This window comes from Streptococcus mitis (assembly GCF_946190285.1).
Classification (GTDB): domain Bacteria; phylum Bacillota; class Bacilli; order Lactobacillales; family Streptococcaceae; genus Streptococcus; species Streptococcus mitis_CP.
In genome coordinates this window covers 158,479-176,069 of the sequence record NZ_CAMHZX010000002.1, presented here as the reverse complement: position 1 = coordinate 176,069, position 17,591 = coordinate 158,479, and the positions used below count along the sequence as shown (strand labels likewise).

Below are 17,591 nucleotides of genomic sequence, written 5' to 3'. Positions count from 1 at the left end.
CGTATTAGAATAATTTTTCAAATTGAAGGACAGAAATAGATAGGGAGAATCACAATGGTAGAATTGGGAATTTTAACATTTGGGGAAACAACGGAGCTTGAAGGGACTGGGCAAACTTACAGTCATGCCGAACGCATTCGTCAGTTGGTGGCAGAGATTGAACTGGCTGACAAGGTTGGTTTGGATGTGTATGGGATTGGCGAGCACCATCGAGCGGATTTTGCGATATCTGCTCCAGAGATTGTTCTGGCAGCTGGGGCAGTCAATACAAAGAAAATCCGTTTGACCAGTGCAGTCAGCATTCTCTCAAGTATGGATCCGATTCGCTTGTTCCAACAGTATGCTACTATCGATGCTTTGTCAAATGGACGTGCGGAGATTATGGCCGGAAGGGGTTCTTTCACGGAATCTTTTCCCTTGTTTGGATATGATTTGAAAGACTACGAAGCCCTTTTTGATGAGAAATTAGACTTGCTCCAGTTAGTTAATGAAAAGACCAAGTTAGACTGGCAAGGTCGCTTGACCCAAACAATCTCTGGCAGAGAAGTTTATCCTCGTCCAGTTCAGGACAAATTGCCCTTGTGGATAGCGACAGGTGGTCATGTCGAATCAACAGTGAAGATTGCTCAGGCAGGCCTACCGATTGTCTATGCCATTATTGGTGGCAATCCGCCTTATTTTAAAAAGTTGATTCAGGCTTATCGTGAGATTGGGAGCGAAGCGGGTCATGCCAGTCATGAACTAAAGGTTGGAGCCCATTCTTGGGGTTGGATTGCTGAAGATGGCGAGCAGGCTGTAAAAGATTATTTCCATCCGACCAAGCAAGTGGTGGATGCTATTTCCAAAGACCGTCCTCATTGGCAGGAATTGCGTTATGAACAATACCTTGAGCAGGTTGGACCAAATGGATCTATGTTTGTGGGTAATCCTGATCAGGTAGCAGAAAAATTGATTCGCATGATTGAGGATTTAGGCTTGGATCGCTTCATGCTCCATCTACCTCTTGGTTCTATGCCACATGATCAAGTTCTGCGAGCTATTGAACTTTTCGGAATGCAAGTGGCACCCAAAGTCCGGGCTTACTTTGCCGTGAAAGAGGCTTAATAAAAAATCCTAATCAGGCTGATAAAAAATCTATATAACAACTATTTTTAGAAAAGTAATAGACAGAAAAGAATCTCTGAAAAGCTAGTAAAATCAAGCTTTCTAGAGATTTTTTTCGTTATGGATATAAACAATCCCAATCAAGTCGATAGTCAATATATATTGGGAAAAGGCCAAAAGGAGTGGTAAGATGGTTTCAATTAATTGAGAGGTGGAGGAAATAAATATGGGTATTACTCAATCAGTTTTGGAAGAGAGATTCAAGTGGTTTCATAGTCATCCAGAATTATCGTTTGAAGAATACGATACAACAAAACGTATTAAAGAATTATTGGTAGATATAGGGATTGAAGTATTGGATTTGCCTTTAAAAACAGGTCTGGTAGCAATAATTAGAGGAGAAAAAAGTGGTCCTACGATTGCTTTAAGAACAGATATTGATGCTCTACCTATTACCGAAAGAACACCATTAGAGTATAAGTCACTTCATTCAAATGTGATGCATGCATGTGGTCATGATTTTCATTTAACATCTGTGTATGGTGCAGCCATTCAATTATATGAAAATAGAGAAGAACTAAGAGGGAATGTCAAAATTATCTTTCAACCAGCAGAAGAAATTTTTTCTGGAGCCGTGCATGTAATGGAAACAGGTATTTTGGATGATGTTGATGCTATATTTGGTTTACATGCCAATCCATCTCTACCAGTAGGGACAGTTGCTATTAAAGAAGGCAATATTACAGCAGCGGTGGATCGTTTTCAAATTATTTTAAGAGGAAAAGGAACGCATGCGGCTCACCCAGATCAGGGAATTGATCCCATCATTGGAACAACCCAATTAGTAACAGCTTTACAGTCAGTTATCAGTAGAAATGTCAATCCCTTTTCAACAAATTTAATTAGTGTGACTCATATAAAAGCTGGAACAACTTGGAATGTGATACCAGAAGATGCTTTTGTTGAAGGAACAGTACGGACTTTAGATGTGGCGGATAGGCAGTTTATAAAAAATAGAATTTATGAACTAACAGAAAATATTTCCCAAGCCTTTAATTTAAAATCTAAGATTAATTGGATAGCAGGACCTCCAGCAACCAAGAATGATGGGGCATTAGCTGAGTTTGCTACAGAAATTGCTCAAAAAAGTGGATTGGAAGTTGTCAAACCAGCAGATAGTTTAGGTGGAGAGGATTTTGCCTTCTATCAAGAAAAGATTAAAGGAATGTTTATCCTGGTAGGAACAGGCGAATCTTATCCTTTACATCATCCAGAATTTCAAGTGAATCCAGCAGCTCTTCTCACAACTTCGAACTTGCTAGCAAGAATTGGGAAAGAATATTTAGAGAAACTTACTGAGAAAGAGGAGTAAATGATTGAATTAAGAGGTGTTACGAAACAGTTTCAAACTAAACAAAACACGGTTACTGCCCTAGATAAAATTTCGCTAAGAATTGAAAAGGGTGATATTTTTGGAATTATAGGTTATTCAGGTGCTGGTAAATCAACATTACTAAGAATGGTAAATGGACTAGAGAACCCGAATGAGGGAGATGTTATTGTTGCAGGTAGGCGAATCAAAGATTTGACAGAAAGAGAGCTCAATCAACTTCGAAAAAAAATTGGAATGGTATTTCAACAGTTTAGTTTGTTAGAAACAAGAACAGTATTTCAAAATATTGCCCTTCCTTTGCTATTATTAAGAAAAAGTAAGAATGATATCGATCAAAGAGTAGAAGAGCTACTTGATTTTGTGAACTTAAAGGATAAAAAGGATGTTCCAGTAAATAAATTGTCAGGAGGGCAAAAACAACGGGTAGGTATAGCTAGGGCTTTAGCTACCAATCCAGAGATTTTACTATGTGATGAGGCAACAAGCGCTTTAGATCCTAAAACAACACAATCTATCTTGAAATTATTAAAAAAAATCAATCAAAATTTTGGGATTACGATTTTGTTGATTACTCATGAAATGGAAGTTGTAAAGGAGATTTGCAATAAAATGGCTGTCATGGAGCATGGGAAAATTGTAGAACAAGGAAGTGTTGTAAATTTATTCACGTCTCCAAAGAACGACTTGACCAGAAGTTTTATTCAAACCATTGTAAATCACAATATTCCCCGAAGTATTTTAAAAAGGCTTGATCAACGATACCCTATCTATAGATTGACTTTTTTAGGGGAGAATTCAGAACAAGATCTTCTATCAAGAATCAATAAAGAATATAAGATTTCGACACGAATTTTATCTGCTTCTGTAAATGAAGTAGGGGAAACCGTTTTAGGAGTTTTGTTTCTCCAAATTGAAGGAGAAGAAAATTTACTCAAAGATGTGGAGAACTATGTTCGTAAAAATCAAGTGTCAATAGAGAGGGTTGTGTATGGTGAAGGATTGGCTACAAATTAGTAGTGATAAATTGGTTGAATCGGCGAATCAGACTATCTATATGATTGGTTGGTCCTTGTTTTTTGGAATGTTACTGGCGATTCCTCTGGGTTTAGCAATGACTTTATGCAGAAAAGGTGGTTTAAAAGAAAATCTAGTTTTATTTTGGATTATTAATGGTATTGTAAATATCGTTCGTTCAGTTCCGTTTGTTATTCTATTAGTGTTTATAGCTCCAGTAACAAAAATTGTTGTGGGAACTCGGATTGGTACGACTGCAGCCATCGTTCCCTTAGTTTTGTATATTGCCCCCTATCTAGCTCGTTTAATCGAGGCTTCCTTATTGGAAGTAAAATCTAGTGTATTAGAGGCAGCCCAAGCAATGGGAGCTAGTACATTGCAGATTATCTGGTATTTTCTATTACCAGAAGCAAAAGCCTCACTTATTTTAGCTTTGACAACAGGAACAATCGGTTTACTTGGAGCGACAGCTATGGCAGGTACGATTGGAGGTGGGGGAGTTGGTGATTTGGCTTTAACCTATGGTTATCAGCGCTTTAATACCCCTTTGATGTTTGCTACAGTCGTGATTTTAATTGTGATTGTGCAACTGATTCAAGCAATTGGAAATTATTTATCTCATAAATTTAGATAGAAGAAAAGGTGAAATCAATGAAAAAACTAACAAGTGTGATTCTATTTTTAGTAGGGCTACTGTTTTTAGTAGCATGTTCAACAAATAGTGGGAGTAAAGAAGCTACAAAAGAGCAACCTTCTGATAAGAAAGTTATTAAGTATGGGAAGGCAGCAGGACCTTATACAGTCTTATTTGAGGACGCGATTATTCCCATATTAGAAAAAGAAGGGTATCAATTTAAAGTAGTGGAATTCTCAGACTTACTACAGAATGATACAGCTTTAAATGAAGGTGAGATTGATGTCAATGTCGAACAACATACTGCTTATATGGAAAATTTCAATAAGACGCAAAATGGAAATCTTGTTGCTATTAGTAAAATTCCAACAATTCTAGCAGGCATCTTCTCATCTAAGCATAAAGATTTAAAAGCTATTTCAAAAGGTGCTAAAATCGCCATTCCTAGTGATGCTTCAAATACAGCTCGAGCTTACAAGTTGCTTGAAAAGGCTGGTTGGTTAAAAATGGATCCAAATGCATCTGTTTCGAAATTGACGAAAGATGACATTGTTGAAAATCCTTATCAACTTGATATTACAGAAATGGATTCAGCCAATATCCCACGAGCATTAGATGACTTTGATTTCGCGGTTATTACTGGAAGTATTGTTTATAGTGCAGGGATTGATGCTTCAAGTGCATTGTTACAAGAAGATATATTAGATCATTTGATTTTACAAGTAGTAGTAAAAGAGGAAAATAAAAATAGTCAATGGGCTAAAGATATAAAAGAAGCTTATCACTCAAAAGAGTTTAAGGAATATTTGGAAAAAAACAATAAAGGTTTATGGTTTGTTCCTAATGATTAATCATGTATAAACTAATTATATTGTGCAAAAATCAATCCCCCGAGCATTGAGGCTCAGGGGATTTTTCTATAGGAGGGCTAGTTTAGTTCTCTTTTTTATTTTTTAGCAAGAAACCGAGACCTAGAAGGGCAAGGAGACTAATTCCTGCAAACAGGAGTTTGTGATCGTTTTTGGTTCCTGTATTTGGAAGTTCAGCTTGTTTAGCTAGGGGTGCAGGTTTATTTTCCTTGCTAGAGTTTTCTACCGATTCGTTTTGAACCGCCTCTTTTACAGATGATGCTTGTGCTTCTTGTGTTGGTTGTGAAGTTTGTGAATCAGTTGTAGCTTGGCTAGGTTTATTTTCCGCATCAGCTACTTTTGCATCTGGTTTTGCAGAATCAGGTTTAGTTTGTGGAGCTGGAGTTTGCTGTTCCGGTTTGACTACTCGGTTTGGAATATTGTCTTGGATATTATATTGCCCTTGTTCTTGTTTTAAGCTAGAAAGGTCAAATTCTGGTTTTTCTTCCACAGCTGGGGCAACGATGGCACCGCCTTGAGAGACTCGAAGAACAGTGGCAGTAAGGGCATTTAATTTCAAGCCTTTTTCAGTCCACTCAAGTCCTTTCGGGTTGGCAATTCCTACTGGTCCTGCTTGGTTTTCATCTGCCAAAACTTCAGCATTTCTGAGGTGGGCAAAGGCAGTTCCCAAATTAAATTCGCGAGCTTTTTCATCCGCATTGACAAAGACTGCGTAGATATCACCGTTTGGAGCAGTAATTTGGTAGCCAATCACTACATCCTCTTTTTCTACACCATTTTGACCTGGGACAGTGATGAGGTGGACACGGTCTTTGATATCTTGGAGACTCTTAAGTCGGAAGGCATCTGTAGATTGACGAAGGGCAATCAAACCTTTCATATAGTCACGACTCTTGACATTTTCAGGATAAGCTTTACCATCTGTAGCCTTAGTCCAGTCAAACTTGTTAACTGCATCGCTAGAATCGTAAGAGTCATGGATGAAGTAAGGATAGTCAAATGGATTGCCGTCCTTATCACGCAACAAGTGAGATTTGTTTGGTTGTTTGTCCTCTGCTACTGGAGTCTTGTAGGCTGGGTCACGGAATTGTTTAGTACGTCCGTATTCCTGACCAGAGTGGATAAATGGAGTTCCTTGAGCTGTCAAGACCATGAGGTTTCCAAGTCGCAAACGACGATGGATTTCAGCATAATTCTCAGCCTTGCTTGGGTCTTTTTTGATAGACTGGGCAATGATGTCAAAGAGGGTCAAGTTATCATGGGCTGCGATGTATTGGATGACATCTCCAGGGCTGTCTGCTTCAAAGTTAGTTGGTTGAGCAATCAGATTTTTAAAGATAGTGTTGATATCACGCTTACCACCTGTAATAAAGGCAGGTTGACCTTCGTTTGGATAACCAGACTTGAGGTTGTTACGGATGTCATCTGAGAAGACTGCGACAGTATCGGTATGTTTCATCCAATCTTGGTCAGCAGCTTTAGTAGGCATATTTTCATCACCAGCATAGGTTCTCCAACCTTCACCAAGCATGATGAGGTTTGGATTGAGGGCGCGTGCAGCCTTGTAAGCCTCTTCGATAGAAGCGGCGTCATGGTCTCCCATCATATCGAAGCGGAATCCATCTACTTTGTAGGTATCAACTAGGTATTTGATAGAGTCAACTAGGAGACGTTTGGTCATATGGTGGGTTGTCCCCAAGCGTCCACCACCAAAGCTAGTTCGAGGTGTGCCATCAGCATCCATAAAGTGGTAGTAGTTTGGCTCTAGGTCTTCAAAGATATCGACCTTGGCTGTGTGGTTATAAACGACATCTAGGATAGCTCCCATACCACGTTTGTGGATTTCGTTGATGAGGTTTTTAAATTCTGCGATTCGTTTTTCTGGATTCTTAGGATCGCTTGAGTACATACCAGTCAATGAGAAGTAGTTTTGAGGGTCATATCCCCAGTTGTAGTTGCTGTTGCTTGAAGCATAGTCAGACAAGCGTTCATGGTTTTTCAATTCATTGACAAAGTAGTAAGACAAGACTGGAAGGAGCTGGATGTGGGTTACACCCAAATCTTTGAGGTAGTCTAGTTTTTCGATAAAGGCTTCAAAAGTACCAAATGGTTTGGTCAAGTCTTTTGCAATGGCCGGATCTGAAGTGAAGTCACGCACATGAGCTTCATAGATAACGGCATCTTCACGAGTCTTGAAGTTGTGAATCTTACCATAAGTCAAGTCTTGAGGTCCTAGTTTGGCTGGATCTACAAAGGCAGCTTTAGCCACTTTATGGGCATCGTCAATCTTAGCATCGTCACTATTCCAAGCAGCGAGAGATTTAGCGTAAGGATCGAGTGCAAGAACAGTTTTACCCTGACGCTCGATTTGGTATTGATAATAGTAGCCAGTGAAATCTGTGATTCCTAATTTGTTTGTGCTATCTAGAGTTTGTTTCCAAGTCCCTCTTTCTCCTTTTTCAAGAGCGACAGTTCCAACTACTTTGTTAGGGTCATTTTTGTCGTAGACAACAACAGAAACCTTATCTGCACTTGGTGACCATAGAGTTAAATCAACCTGTTTTCCTTCTTCTTTGAGGTCAGCTCCAAGTTTACCATCATAGCTGTAAGTCTCATCTTTAAGACGCCAGCTTGTTTTGGTAGTGAATTTGTCAGAGTTGTAGCTAACGGTATAAGGATGTTTTGTGTCAGAGAAATCTCCGTTGTAGGTCACTTTCTTACCAGCCTCATCGATTGTAACATCGGTGATAGTTACCTTGTTTCCTAAGTGATTAGTGATGTTGGAGTGCTTGAGGATATCTTCTTTTTTAGCACCGACCAGTGTTGAAAAACTACTTTCAATGCTAGAAGTTCCTACGTGTTGAGCTCCTGTCATGCGGATATCGTGCACATAGTAGGGGTTGGTGTAGATGGTTTCATCATCATCTTTTAGGAAGATTTGGCTATGATTTTTCAAATCTGTGAACTTATAATCTTCTTTACGGATTTTCACATCGTCTCCTTGTTTGCTTCTGTCTAGTAATAAAAATCCAAGGTCTTTAGCTGCATCTTTGAGTGGAATATCGATATAGCGACCATATTTGCCTGTAGCCGTAAAGTCTGTTCCGTTAGGCCATTCACCACTACTTGGCTCCTTCACATCTCCCCAGTACCATAGAGATTTCTTGTCATAGTTGCCATCTGTGCGGTAGTAGTTGACACGGATAGTTCCTGCAGGTTGTGGCTCGTAAGAGAAAACCTTGTAATCTTGGTCCAACCAAGCCTCGTTCATCTTTGGAGCTAGTTTTTCGGCCGATTTATCACCAGTCAGATTTTTTCCAGCTGTATTATTGATGAGGAAGCTAATTTTCTTGGCTTGTTCTCCCTTTAATTTGACATCTAGGTAGTAGCCATAGTCATCTTTTTTGGCATCCTTGAAGGACAAGGCTCCGTTAGGCCAATTTTCAGAAGGTTTTTCAACATCGTCCCAAGTCCATAGTCCTTGAGCATCCTTGTTTTCTTCAGGAAGTTTTTTGACGTGGATACGGAAGTAGTTGTCTTCTATTGGCTCTTCTGCCTTAGTTTCAGTCGTTACTGGACTCGTAGAAGTAGTTGGTTCACTTGAACGATCTTGCCCGGTTTGTGGTGCTGAATCGGCTGGGCTTGCAACAGGAGTGGTTGGCTCTGTTGCAGGTTTTTCTTCTTTTTTCTCCAGGGAAGCGTTTGCATTGTTAGGTGAAGAAAAATCGTTTTCGTTCTTGCCAGCGATGTTTGTTGCATCAGTAAGAGGTTGAGTAAGGGAGGTTGTATTTCTGTTGCTGGGTTCGTTAGTGGTTGGTGTATTTTCGTTTGCTGAGATAGTTGGTGTAGCCATGGCAAGCAGAATAAGGCTTGCTCCAATAAGGACAGAACCAGTTCCATTTTTGAGGGAACGGATGCTGTAAACCATTTTTTTCTCAGTTTGAGATGGTGTTCTTTTCATAATCATTCTCCTATAAATGAATTTCTTTATCAGTATAGCACTTAGTAAAATAAGATGCAAGCGTTTTCCTAAAATTAAAATAAAAGAAAAAATCGCAACAAATTTTGTTACGATTAAGCCAATCTTTTTTATAGGAAAAGATTTTGTCAAAAATTCGTTAATCCCCTTGAAAAATCTAGCTAAATAGGGTATAATATGAATAATCATTTGTCGTAGGTTTTGTCTGAAATATTGTCCAGACAAGGCTCACAGCAGTTAAATCTTCTGAAAAAGTCAGATTTAGCTGCTCTTTTTGTGCTTTTTTTCAGGATTTTGAGTACTTGTAACAAAGACTTAAAGATTCTGAAAATTTATCAAGAGGACACGGTGATAGGGGTTTTAAAAACCATATGACGATTAGAAAAGCCTGATTGACAAGGCTTGGAACTTATTTACAAAGGAGAATCATCTTGGCAGGACATGACGTTCAATACGGGAAACATCGTACCCGTCGTAGTTTTTCAAGAATCAAAGAAGTTCTTGACTTACCAAATTTGATTGAAATTCAAACTGACTCATTCAAAGATTTCCTAGACCATGGTCTTAAGGAAGTATTTGAAGATGTATTGCCAATTTCAAACTTCACAGACACAATGGAGTTGGAATTTGTTGGATATGAAATCAAGGAACCAAAATACACGCTAGAAGAAGCTCGTATCCACGATGCTAGCTACTCAGCACCAATTTTTGTAACATTCCGCTTGATCAATAAAGAAACAGGCGAAATCAAAACTCAAGAAGTTTTCTTTGGTGATTTCCCAATCATGACAGAAATGGGTACTTTCATCATCAATGGTGGTGAACGTATCATCGTATCTCAGTTGGTCCGCTCACCAGGTGTTTACTTTAACGATAAAGTTGATAAAAACGGTAAAGTGGGCTATGGTTCAACTGTTATCCCTAACCGTGGAGCTTGGTTGGAACTTGAAAGCGACTCAAAAGATATTGCCTACACTCGTATCGACCGTACTCGTAAGATTCCATTTACAACTTTGGTTCGTGCGCTTGGTTTCTCAGGTGATGATGAAATTTTTGATATCTTTGGTGATAGCGAATTGGTTCGCAACACTGTTGAAAAAGATATCCACAAGAACCCAATGGACTCTCGTACCGACGAAGCTTTGAAAGAAATTTACGAACGCCTTCGTCCAGGTGAGCCTAAGACTGCTGAAAGTTCACGTAGCTTGCTTGTGGCTCGTTTCTTTGACCCACGTCGTTATGATTTGGCAGCTGTCGGTCGTTACAAAATCAATAAAAAACTCAATGTTAAAACACGCTTGCTTAACCAAACTATTGCTGAGCCATTGGTAGACCCTGAAACAGGAGAAATCTTGGTAGAAGCTGGTACAATCATGACTCGTAGCGTGATTGAAAGTATTGAAAGCCATTTGGATGGCGACTTGAACAAGATTGTCTACATTCCAAATGATGCAGCCGTTGTGACTGAGCCAGTTGTTCTTCAAAAATTCAAGGTTGTTGCACCAACTGATCCAGACCGTGTCGTAACGATCATCGGTAATGCTAATCCAGATGACAAGGTTCGTATCGTCACTCCTGCAGATATCCTTGCTGAGATGAGCTACTTCCTCAACTTGGCTGAAGGACTTGGCCGTGTAGATGATATCGACCACCTTGGAAACCGTCGTATCCGTGCGGTTGGTGAATTGCTTGCCAACCAAGTACGTCTTGGACTTTCTCGTATGGAACGTAATGTCCGTGAACGTATGTCTGTTCAAGATAATGAAGTCTTGACACCACAACAAATCATCAATATTCGTCCTGTAACAGCTGCGGTTAAAGAATTCTTTGGTTCATCACAGTTGTCACAGTTCATGGACCAACACAACCCACTTTCTGAGTTGTCACACAAACGTCGTTTGTCAGCCTTAGGACCTGGTGGTTTGACACGTGACCGCGCTGGATATGAAGTACGTGACGTGCACTACACTCACTATGGCCGTATGTGTCCAATCGAGACACCTGAAGGACCTAACATCGGTTTGATTAACAACTTGTCATCTTACGGACACTTGAACAAATATGGATTTGTTCAAACACCATACCGTAAGGTTGACCGTGAAACAGGTGTTGTTACGAACGAAATCGTTTGGTTGACAGCCGATGAAGAAGATGAATTTACTGTAGCACAGGCTAATTCTCGTCTGAATGAAGATGGAACATTCGCTGAGAAAGTTGTCATGGGACGTCACCAAGGGGTCAACCAAGAGTATCCAGCTAATGTTGTTGACTACATGGACGTATCACCAAAACAGGTAGTTGCCGTTGCGACAGCATGTATTCCTTTCTTGGAAAACGATGACTCCAACCGTGCCCTCATGGGAGCCAACATGCAACGTCAGGCTGTGCCATTGATTAATCCAAAAGCACCTTACGTTGGTACTGGTATGGAATACCAAGCAGCCCACGATTCAGGAGCTGCTGTGATTGCTCAGTATGATGGTAAAGTTACCTATGCAGATGCTGACAAGGTAGAAGTTCGTCGTGAAGATGGTTCATTGGACGTTTACCACATCCAAAAATTCCGTCGTTCAAACTCAGGTACTGCCTACAACCAACGTACTCTCGTAAAAGTTGGTGATGTCGTTGAAAAAGGTGATTTCATCGCTGACGGACCTTCTATGGAAAATGGAGAAATGGCACTTGGACAAAACCCAATCGTTGCCTACATGACTTGGGAAGGTTACAACTTCGAGGATGCCGTTATCATGAGCGAACGCTTGGTCAAAGACGATGTCTACACATCTGTTCACCTTGAAGAATACGAATCAGAAACGCGCGATACAAAGCTTGGGCCTGAAGAAATTACTCGTGAAATTCCAAACGTTGGTGAAGATGCTCTTAAAGACCTTGACGAAATGGGTATTATCCGTATCGGTGCTGAGGTTAAAGAAGGTGATATCCTTGTAGGTAAAGTAACACCTAAGGGTGAGAAAGACCTTTCAGCTGAAGAACGTCTCTTGCACGCTATCTTCGGAGATAAATCTCGTGAAGTGCGTGATACTTCTCTTCGTGTACCACACGGTGCCGATGGTGTCGTTCGTGATGTTAAGATCTTTACACGTGCAAATGGAGATGAATTGCAATCAGGTGTTAATATGCTGGTTCGCGTCTACATCGCTCAAAAACGTAAGATCAAGGTCGGAGATAAGATGGCCGGACGTCACGGAAATAAAGGGGTTGTCTCTCGTATCGTTCCTGTAGAAGACATGCCTTACCTTCCAGATGGAACTCCAGTCGATATCATGTTGAACCCACTTGGGGTGCCATCACGTATGAATATCGGTCAGGTTATGGAGCTTCACCTCGGTATGGCTGCTCGTACTCTTGGTATTCACATCGCAACACCAGTCTTTGACGGAGCAAGTTCTGAAGACCTTTGGTCAACTGTTAAAGAAGCAGGTATGGATAGCGATGCCAAAACGATCCTTTACGATGGACGTACTGGTGAACCATTTGATAACCGTGTTTCTGTCGGAGTCATGTACATGATCAAACTCCACCACATGGTTGATGATAAATTGCACGCGCGTTCAGTCGGACCTTACTCAACCGTTACCCAACAACCACTCGGAGGTAAAGCTCAGTTTGGTGGACAACGTTTCGGTGAGATGGAGGTTTGGGCTCTTGAAGCCTACGGTGCGTCAAATGTCCTTCAAGAAATCTTGACTTACAAGTCTGACGATATCAACGGACGTCTGAAAGCTTATGAAGCCATTACAAAAGGAAAACCAATTCCAAAACCAGGTGTTCCAGAATCCTTCCGAGTTCTTGTCAAAGAATTGCAATCTCTTGGTCTTGACATGCGTGTCCTAGACGAAGATGACCAAGAAGTGGAACTTCGCGACTTGGATGAAGGAATGGACGAAGATGTCATCCACGTAGATGACCTTGAAAAAGCCCGCGAAAAAGCAGCACAAGAGGCTAAAGCAGCCTTTGAAGCTGAAGAAGCTGAGAAAGCAACAAAAGCGGAAGCAACAGAAGAAGCTGCTGAACAAGAATAAGCAGTTCACTTAGAATAGAAAGGGAAGAAATAGTGGTTGATGTAAATCGTTTTAAAAGTATGCAAATCACCCTAGCTTCTCCAAGTAAAGTCCGTTCATGGTCTTATGGAGAAGTCAAAAAACCTGAAACAATCAATTACCGTACCTTAAAACCAGAACGTGAAGGACTTTTTGATGAAGTTATCTTTGGTCCTACAAAAGACTGGGAATGTGCTTGTGGTAAGTACAAACGCATTCGTTACAGAGGGATTGTTTGTGACCGTTGTGGGGTTGAAGTAACGCGTACGAAAGTTCGTCGTGAGCGCATGGGGCACATCGAGTTGAAAGCTCCTGTATCTCACATCTGGTACTTCAAGGGGATTCCAAGCCGTATGGGCTTGACCCTTGATATGAGCCCTCGTGCCCTCGAGGAAGTTATCTACTTTGCAGCTTATGTGGTGATTGATCCTAAGGATACACCACTTGAGCACAAGTCTATCATGACAGAGCGCGAATACCGTGAGCGCTTGCGTGAGTATGGTTATGGATCATTCGTTGCCAAGATGGGTGCCGAAGCCATCCAAGACCTTTTGAAACAAGTAGATCTTGAAAAAGAAATTGCTGAACTCAAAGAAGAATTGAAAACAGCTACTGGACAAAAACGTGTCAAAGCTATCCGTCGTTTGGATGTTTTGGATGCCTTTTACAAGTCTGGAAACAAACCTGAATGGATGATTCTTAACATCCTTCCAGTTATTCCACCAGATCTTCGTCCAATGTTGCAGTTGGATGGTGGCCGTTTTGCCTCATCTGACTTGAACGACCTTTACCGCCGTGTTATCAACCGTAACAACCGTTTGGCTCGTTTGCTTGAGTTGAATGCACCTGGTATCATCGTTCAAAATGAGAAGCGTATGCTTCAAGAAGCGGTTGACGCTTTGATTGACAATGGTCGTCGTGGTCGTCCAATCACAGGACCAGGTAGCCGTCCACTGAAATCTTTGAGCCACATGCTCAAAGGTAAACAAGGACGCTTCCGTCAAAACTTGCTAGGTAAACGTGTTGACTTCTCAGGGCGTTCCGTTATCGCCGTTGGTCCAACTCTTAAGATGTACCAATGTGGTGTGCCACGTGAAATGGCAATTGAGCTCTTTAAACCATTCGTGATGCGTGAAATCGTTGCACGTGATATCGTGCAAAACGTCAAAGCTGCTAAACGCTTGGTCGAACGCGGAGATGAGCGTATCTGGGATATCCTTGAAGAAGTGATTAAAGAACACCCAGTACTTTTGAACCGCGCACCGACCCTTCACCGTTTGGGTATCCAAGCCTTCGAGCCAGTCTTGATTGATGGTAAGGCCCTTCGCTTGCACCCACTTGTCTGTGAAGCCTACAATGCCGACTTTGACGGGGACCAAATGGCCATCCACGTACCGCTTTCAGAAGAAGCTCAAGCAGAAGCTCGTATCTTGATGTTGGCTGCTGAGCATATCTTGAACCCGAAAGATGGTAAACCAGTTGTTACTCCATCTCAGGACATGGTTTTGGGTAACTACTACTTGACTATGGAAGAAGCTGGTCGTGAAGGTGAAGGAATGGTCTTCAAGGACCGTGACGAAGCGGTTATGGCTTACCGCAATGGTTATGTTCACCTTCACTCACGTGTTGGTATCGCAACAGACAGCCTCAACAAGCCTTGGACAGAAGAACAAAAACACAAGGTCTTGCTTACAACAGTTGGTAAAATCCTCTTCAACGACATCATGCCAGAGGGTCTACCATACTTGCAAGAACCAAACAATGCCAACTTGACAGAAGGCGTTCCTGCTAAATACTTCTTGCCACTTGGTGGAGATATCAAGGAAGCTATCAGCAAACTTGAACTCAACCCTCCATTCAAGAAGAAAAACCTTGGAAATATCATCGCTGAAATCTTCAAACGTTTCCGTACGACAGAAACTTCTGCTCTACTTGACCGTATGAAGAACCTCGGTTACCACCACTCAACTCTTGCAGGATTGACAGTGGGTATTGCCGATATTCCAGTCGTTGATGACAAGGCTGAAATCATTGAAGAATCACACAAACGTGTAGAACAAATTACAAAACAATTCCGTCGTGGTATGATTACAGACGACGAGCGTTACAATGCTGTTACAGCTGAATGGCGTGCTGCCCGTGAAAAACTTGAGAAACGTTTGATTGCCAACCAAGATCCTAAGAACCCAATCGTTATGATGATGGACTCTGGAGCCCGTGGTAATATCTCAAACTTCTCACAGCTTGCCGGTATGCGTGGTCTGATGGCTGCTCCGAACGGACGTATCATGGAATTGCCAATCCTTTCAAACTTCCGCGAAGGTTTGTCAGTATTGGAAATGTTCTTCTCAACTCACGGTGCCCGTAAAGGTATGACCGATACGGCCCTTAAGACAGCCGACTCAGGTTACTTGACTCGTCGTTTGGTTGACGTTGCCCAAGACGTTATCATCCGTGAGGACGACTGTGGAACTGACCGTGGTCTCTTGATCCGCTCTATCGCAGAAGGAAAAGAGATGATCGAGTCTCTCGAAGAGCGTCTCAACGGTCGCTACACTAAGAAAACTGTTAAACATCCAGAAACTGGTGCAGTGATTATCGGTCCAAATGAGTTGATTACAGAAGACAAGGCGCGTGAAATTGTTAATGCTGGTGTGGAAGAAGTTACTATCCGCTCTGTATTTACATGTAATACTCGTCATGGTGTCTGCCGTCACTGTTATGGTATTAACTTGGCGACTGGTGATGCGGTTGAAGTTGGTGAAGCAGTCGGTACAATCGCTGCCCAATCTATCGGGGAACCTGGTACACAGCTTACAATGCGTACCTTCCACACGGGTGGGGTTGCCTCAAATACCGATATCACTCAGGGTCTTCCTCGTGTCCAAGAAATCTTTGAAGCCCGCAATCCTAAAGGGGAAGCGGTTATCACAGAGGTTAAAGGACAAGTTACTGCTATCGAAGAAGATGCATCAACTCGTACTAAGAAAGTCTTTGTTAAGGGTGAAACTGGCGAAGGTGAATACGTCGTTCCATTTACAGCTCGTATGCGTGTTGAAGTTGGAGACCAAGTAGCGCGTGGTGCTGCTCTTACAGAAGGTTCTATCCAACCAAAACGTCTCCTTGCAGTCCGTGATGTCTTGTCAGTTGAAACTTATCTTCTCGGTGAAGTGCAAAAAGTTTACCGTAGCCAAGGGGTAGAAATCGGTGACAAACACATCGAGGTAATGGTTCGTCAAATGATCCGTAAAGTCCGTGTCATGGATCCAGGTGACACAGATCTTCTCATGGGTACCCTCATGGATATCAATGACTTTACAGATGCCAACAAAGATGTCCTTATCGCAGGTGGAGTTCCAGCGACAGGTCGCCCAGTTCTTATGGGAATTACCAAAGCCTCACTTGAAACAAATAGTTTCTTGTCAGCGGCTTCTTTCCAGGAAACAACTCGTGTCCTTACAGATGCAGCTATCCGCGGTAAGAAAGACCATCTCCTTGGACTTAAAGAAAATGTTATCATCGGTAAGATCATCCCAGCAGGTACTGGTATGGCCCGTTACCGTAACCTTGAACCACATGCTGTCAACGAAGAAGAATATCTTAATCCTCCAGTAGAGGAAGAAGGGAATGAAGAAACAACAGAAGTAGTTGTGGATGCTGACGTTGAAACTGTGGAAGAAACAGTAGAATAAAAGAGAATGAGAGAGCCTTCGGGTTCTCTTTCTCTTTTCTGAAAACTTTCTCCATTTTTCCATGAAATGTGGTAAAATAATAATCAATGAAAATCAAAGAGCAAACTAGGAAACTAGCCGCAGGTTGCTCAAAGCACTGCTTTGAGGTTGTAGATAGAACTGACGAAGTCAGCTCAAAACACTGTTTTGAGGTTGTGGATAGAACTGACGAAGTCAGTAACCATACCTACGGCAAGGCGACGTTGACGTGGTTTGAAGAGATTTTCGAAGAGTATAAAAGAAAGAAGCTGACAAAGGAGACAGGTATGGAACAAACATTTTTTATCATTAAACCAGATGGTGTAAAAAGAGGATTAGTAGGTGAAGTGTTGAAACGCATCGAACAACGTGGATTTACAATCGAAAAATTGGAGTTGCGTTCACAGGTTTCAGAAGAGTTAATTGATCAGCACTATCAGGACTTGGTTGGTCAAAGTTTTTACCCACCGATTCGTGAATTTATGACTTCAGGCCCAGTTCTTGTGGGTATCATCTCTGGTCCTAAAGTAATTGAAACTTGGCGGACCATGATGGGTGCGACTCGTCCAGAAGAAGCTTTACCAGGAACTATTCGAGGTGATTTTGCAAAAGCTGCTAGTGAAAACCAAGCTATCCAAAATGTTGTACATGGTTCAGATTCAGAAGAGTCAGCTAAGCGCGAAATTGCTCTTTGGTTTGACGGAAAGTAGTAAAAGTTTGATGTAAGGGTTACTTACATCAAACTTTTTTACATTTTAGAGTAGAAAACTGACAGTTGAGAAATATTCTAGCAATGATGAGAATTTCTAGCTTATAATAAGAGCAAG

9 protein-coding genes are annotated in these 17,591 nt (G+C 41.5%); 8 read left to right on the top strand and 1 reads right to left on the bottom strand.

All coding sequences use genetic code 11. The annotated features are described in order from the left end of the window. The first annotated feature begins 54 nt into the window (after window positions 1–54). The 5 genes from N8L39_RS04390 to N8L39_RS04370 all read left to right on the top strand — a co-directional run bounded on the left by N8L39_RS04390 (window position 55) and on the right by N8L39_RS04370 (window position 4,996). Complete coding sequence (locus tag N8L39_RS04390; protein ID WP_261010186.1) at window positions 55–1,104, top strand: LLM class flavin-dependent oxidoreductase; 1,050 nt, start codon at window positions 55–57, stop codon at window positions 1,102–1,104. A 226-nt stretch (window positions 1,105–1,330) separates the two neighbouring features. Further along, on the top strand, window positions 1,331–2,476 hold the full coding sequence (locus N8L39_RS04385; RefSeq protein WP_261010187.1) for an amidohydrolase: 1,146 nt from the start codon (window positions 1,331–1,333) through the stop codon (window positions 2,474–2,476). Next, a complete protein-coding gene (locus N8L39_RS04380; protein ID WP_261010188.1) occupies window positions 2,477–3,511 on the top strand; it encodes a methionine ABC transporter ATP-binding protein in 1,035 nt (344 codons plus the stop codon). Next, window positions 3,486–4,145 carry a methionine ABC transporter permease gene (locus N8L39_RS04375; protein ID WP_261010189.1) on the top strand — a complete coding sequence of 220 codons (660 nt, stop codon included), beginning with the start codon at window positions 3,486–3,488 and terminating at the stop codon, window positions 4,143–4,145. Before N8L39_RS04380 ends, N8L39_RS04375 begins: the two co-directional genes overlap by 26 nt. Window positions 4,146–4,162: 17 nt before the next feature. After that, window positions 4,163–4,996: a MetQ/NlpA family ABC transporter substrate-binding protein gene (locus tag N8L39_RS04370; protein ID WP_261010190.1), complete on the top strand. Its 834-nt coding sequence runs from the start codon at window positions 4,163–4,165 to the stop codon at window positions 4,994–4,996. Window positions 4,997–5,078: 82 nt separating this feature from the next. Here the strand turns inward: N8L39_RS04370 and N8L39_RS04365 are convergent, their stop codons facing one another. Further along, on the bottom strand, window positions 5,079–8,975 hold the full coding sequence (locus tag N8L39_RS04365; RefSeq protein WP_261010191.1) for a pullulanase: 3,897 nt from the start codon (window positions 8,973–8,975) through the stop codon (window positions 5,079–5,081). A 449-nt stretch (window positions 8,976–9,424) separates the two neighbouring features. Between N8L39_RS04365 and rpoB the strand changes: the two genes are divergently transcribed. From rpoB to ndk, 3 genes are all read left to right on the top strand, one after another. Further along, the gene (rpoB, locus tag N8L39_RS04360) at window positions 9,425–13,036 is read left to right on the top strand and encodes a DNA-directed RNA polymerase subunit beta (protein WP_033682367.1); all 3,612 of its coding nucleotides are present in this window, start codon (window positions 9,425–9,427) and stop codon (window positions 13,034–13,036) included. A gap of 32 nt (window positions 13,037–13,068) precedes the next feature. Continuing rightward, window positions 13,069–16,746, top strand: a complete 3,678-nt coding sequence (gene rpoC, locus N8L39_RS04355) for a DNA-directed RNA polymerase subunit beta' (RefSeq protein WP_261010192.1) — start codon at window positions 13,069–13,071, stop codon at window positions 16,744–16,746. Between the two features lie 305 nt (window positions 16,747–17,051). Next, window positions 17,052–17,474, top strand: coding sequence for a nucleoside-diphosphate kinase (gene ndk, locus N8L39_RS04350; protein WP_247953361.1), 423 nt, complete (start codon window positions 17,052–17,054; stop codon window positions 17,472–17,474). Window positions 17,475–17,591: the final 117 nt, after the last annotated feature.

What these genes read in the sequence shown, in the direction of transcription:
- N8L39_RS04390 (WP_261010186.1), top strand. Translation starts at nt 55, where the DNA reads ATGGTAGAATTGGGAATTTTAACATTTGGGGAAACAACGGAGCTTGAA.
- N8L39_RS04385 (WP_261010187.1), top strand. Translation starts at nt 1,331, where the DNA reads ATGGGTATTACTCAATCAGTTTTGGAAGAGAGATTCAAGTGGTTTCAT.
- N8L39_RS04380 (WP_261010188.1), top strand. Translation starts at nt 2,477, where the DNA reads ATGATTGAATTAAGAGGTGTTACGAAACAGTTTCAAACTAAACAAAAC.
- N8L39_RS04375 (WP_261010189.1), top strand. Translation starts at nt 3,486, where the DNA reads ATGGTGAAGGATTGGCTACAAATTAGTAGTGATAAATTGGTTGAATCG.
- N8L39_RS04370 (WP_261010190.1), top strand. Translation starts at nt 4,163, where the DNA reads ATGAAAAAACTAACAAGTGTGATTCTATTTTTAGTAGGGCTACTGTTT.
- N8L39_RS04365 (WP_261010191.1), bottom strand. Translation starts at nt 8,975, where the DNA reads ATGAAAAGAACACCATCTCAAACTGAGAAAAAAATGGTTTACAGCATC.
- ndk (WP_247953361.1), top strand. Translation starts at nt 17,052, where the DNA reads ATGGAACAAACATTTTTTATCATTAAACCAGATGGTGTAAAAAGAGGA.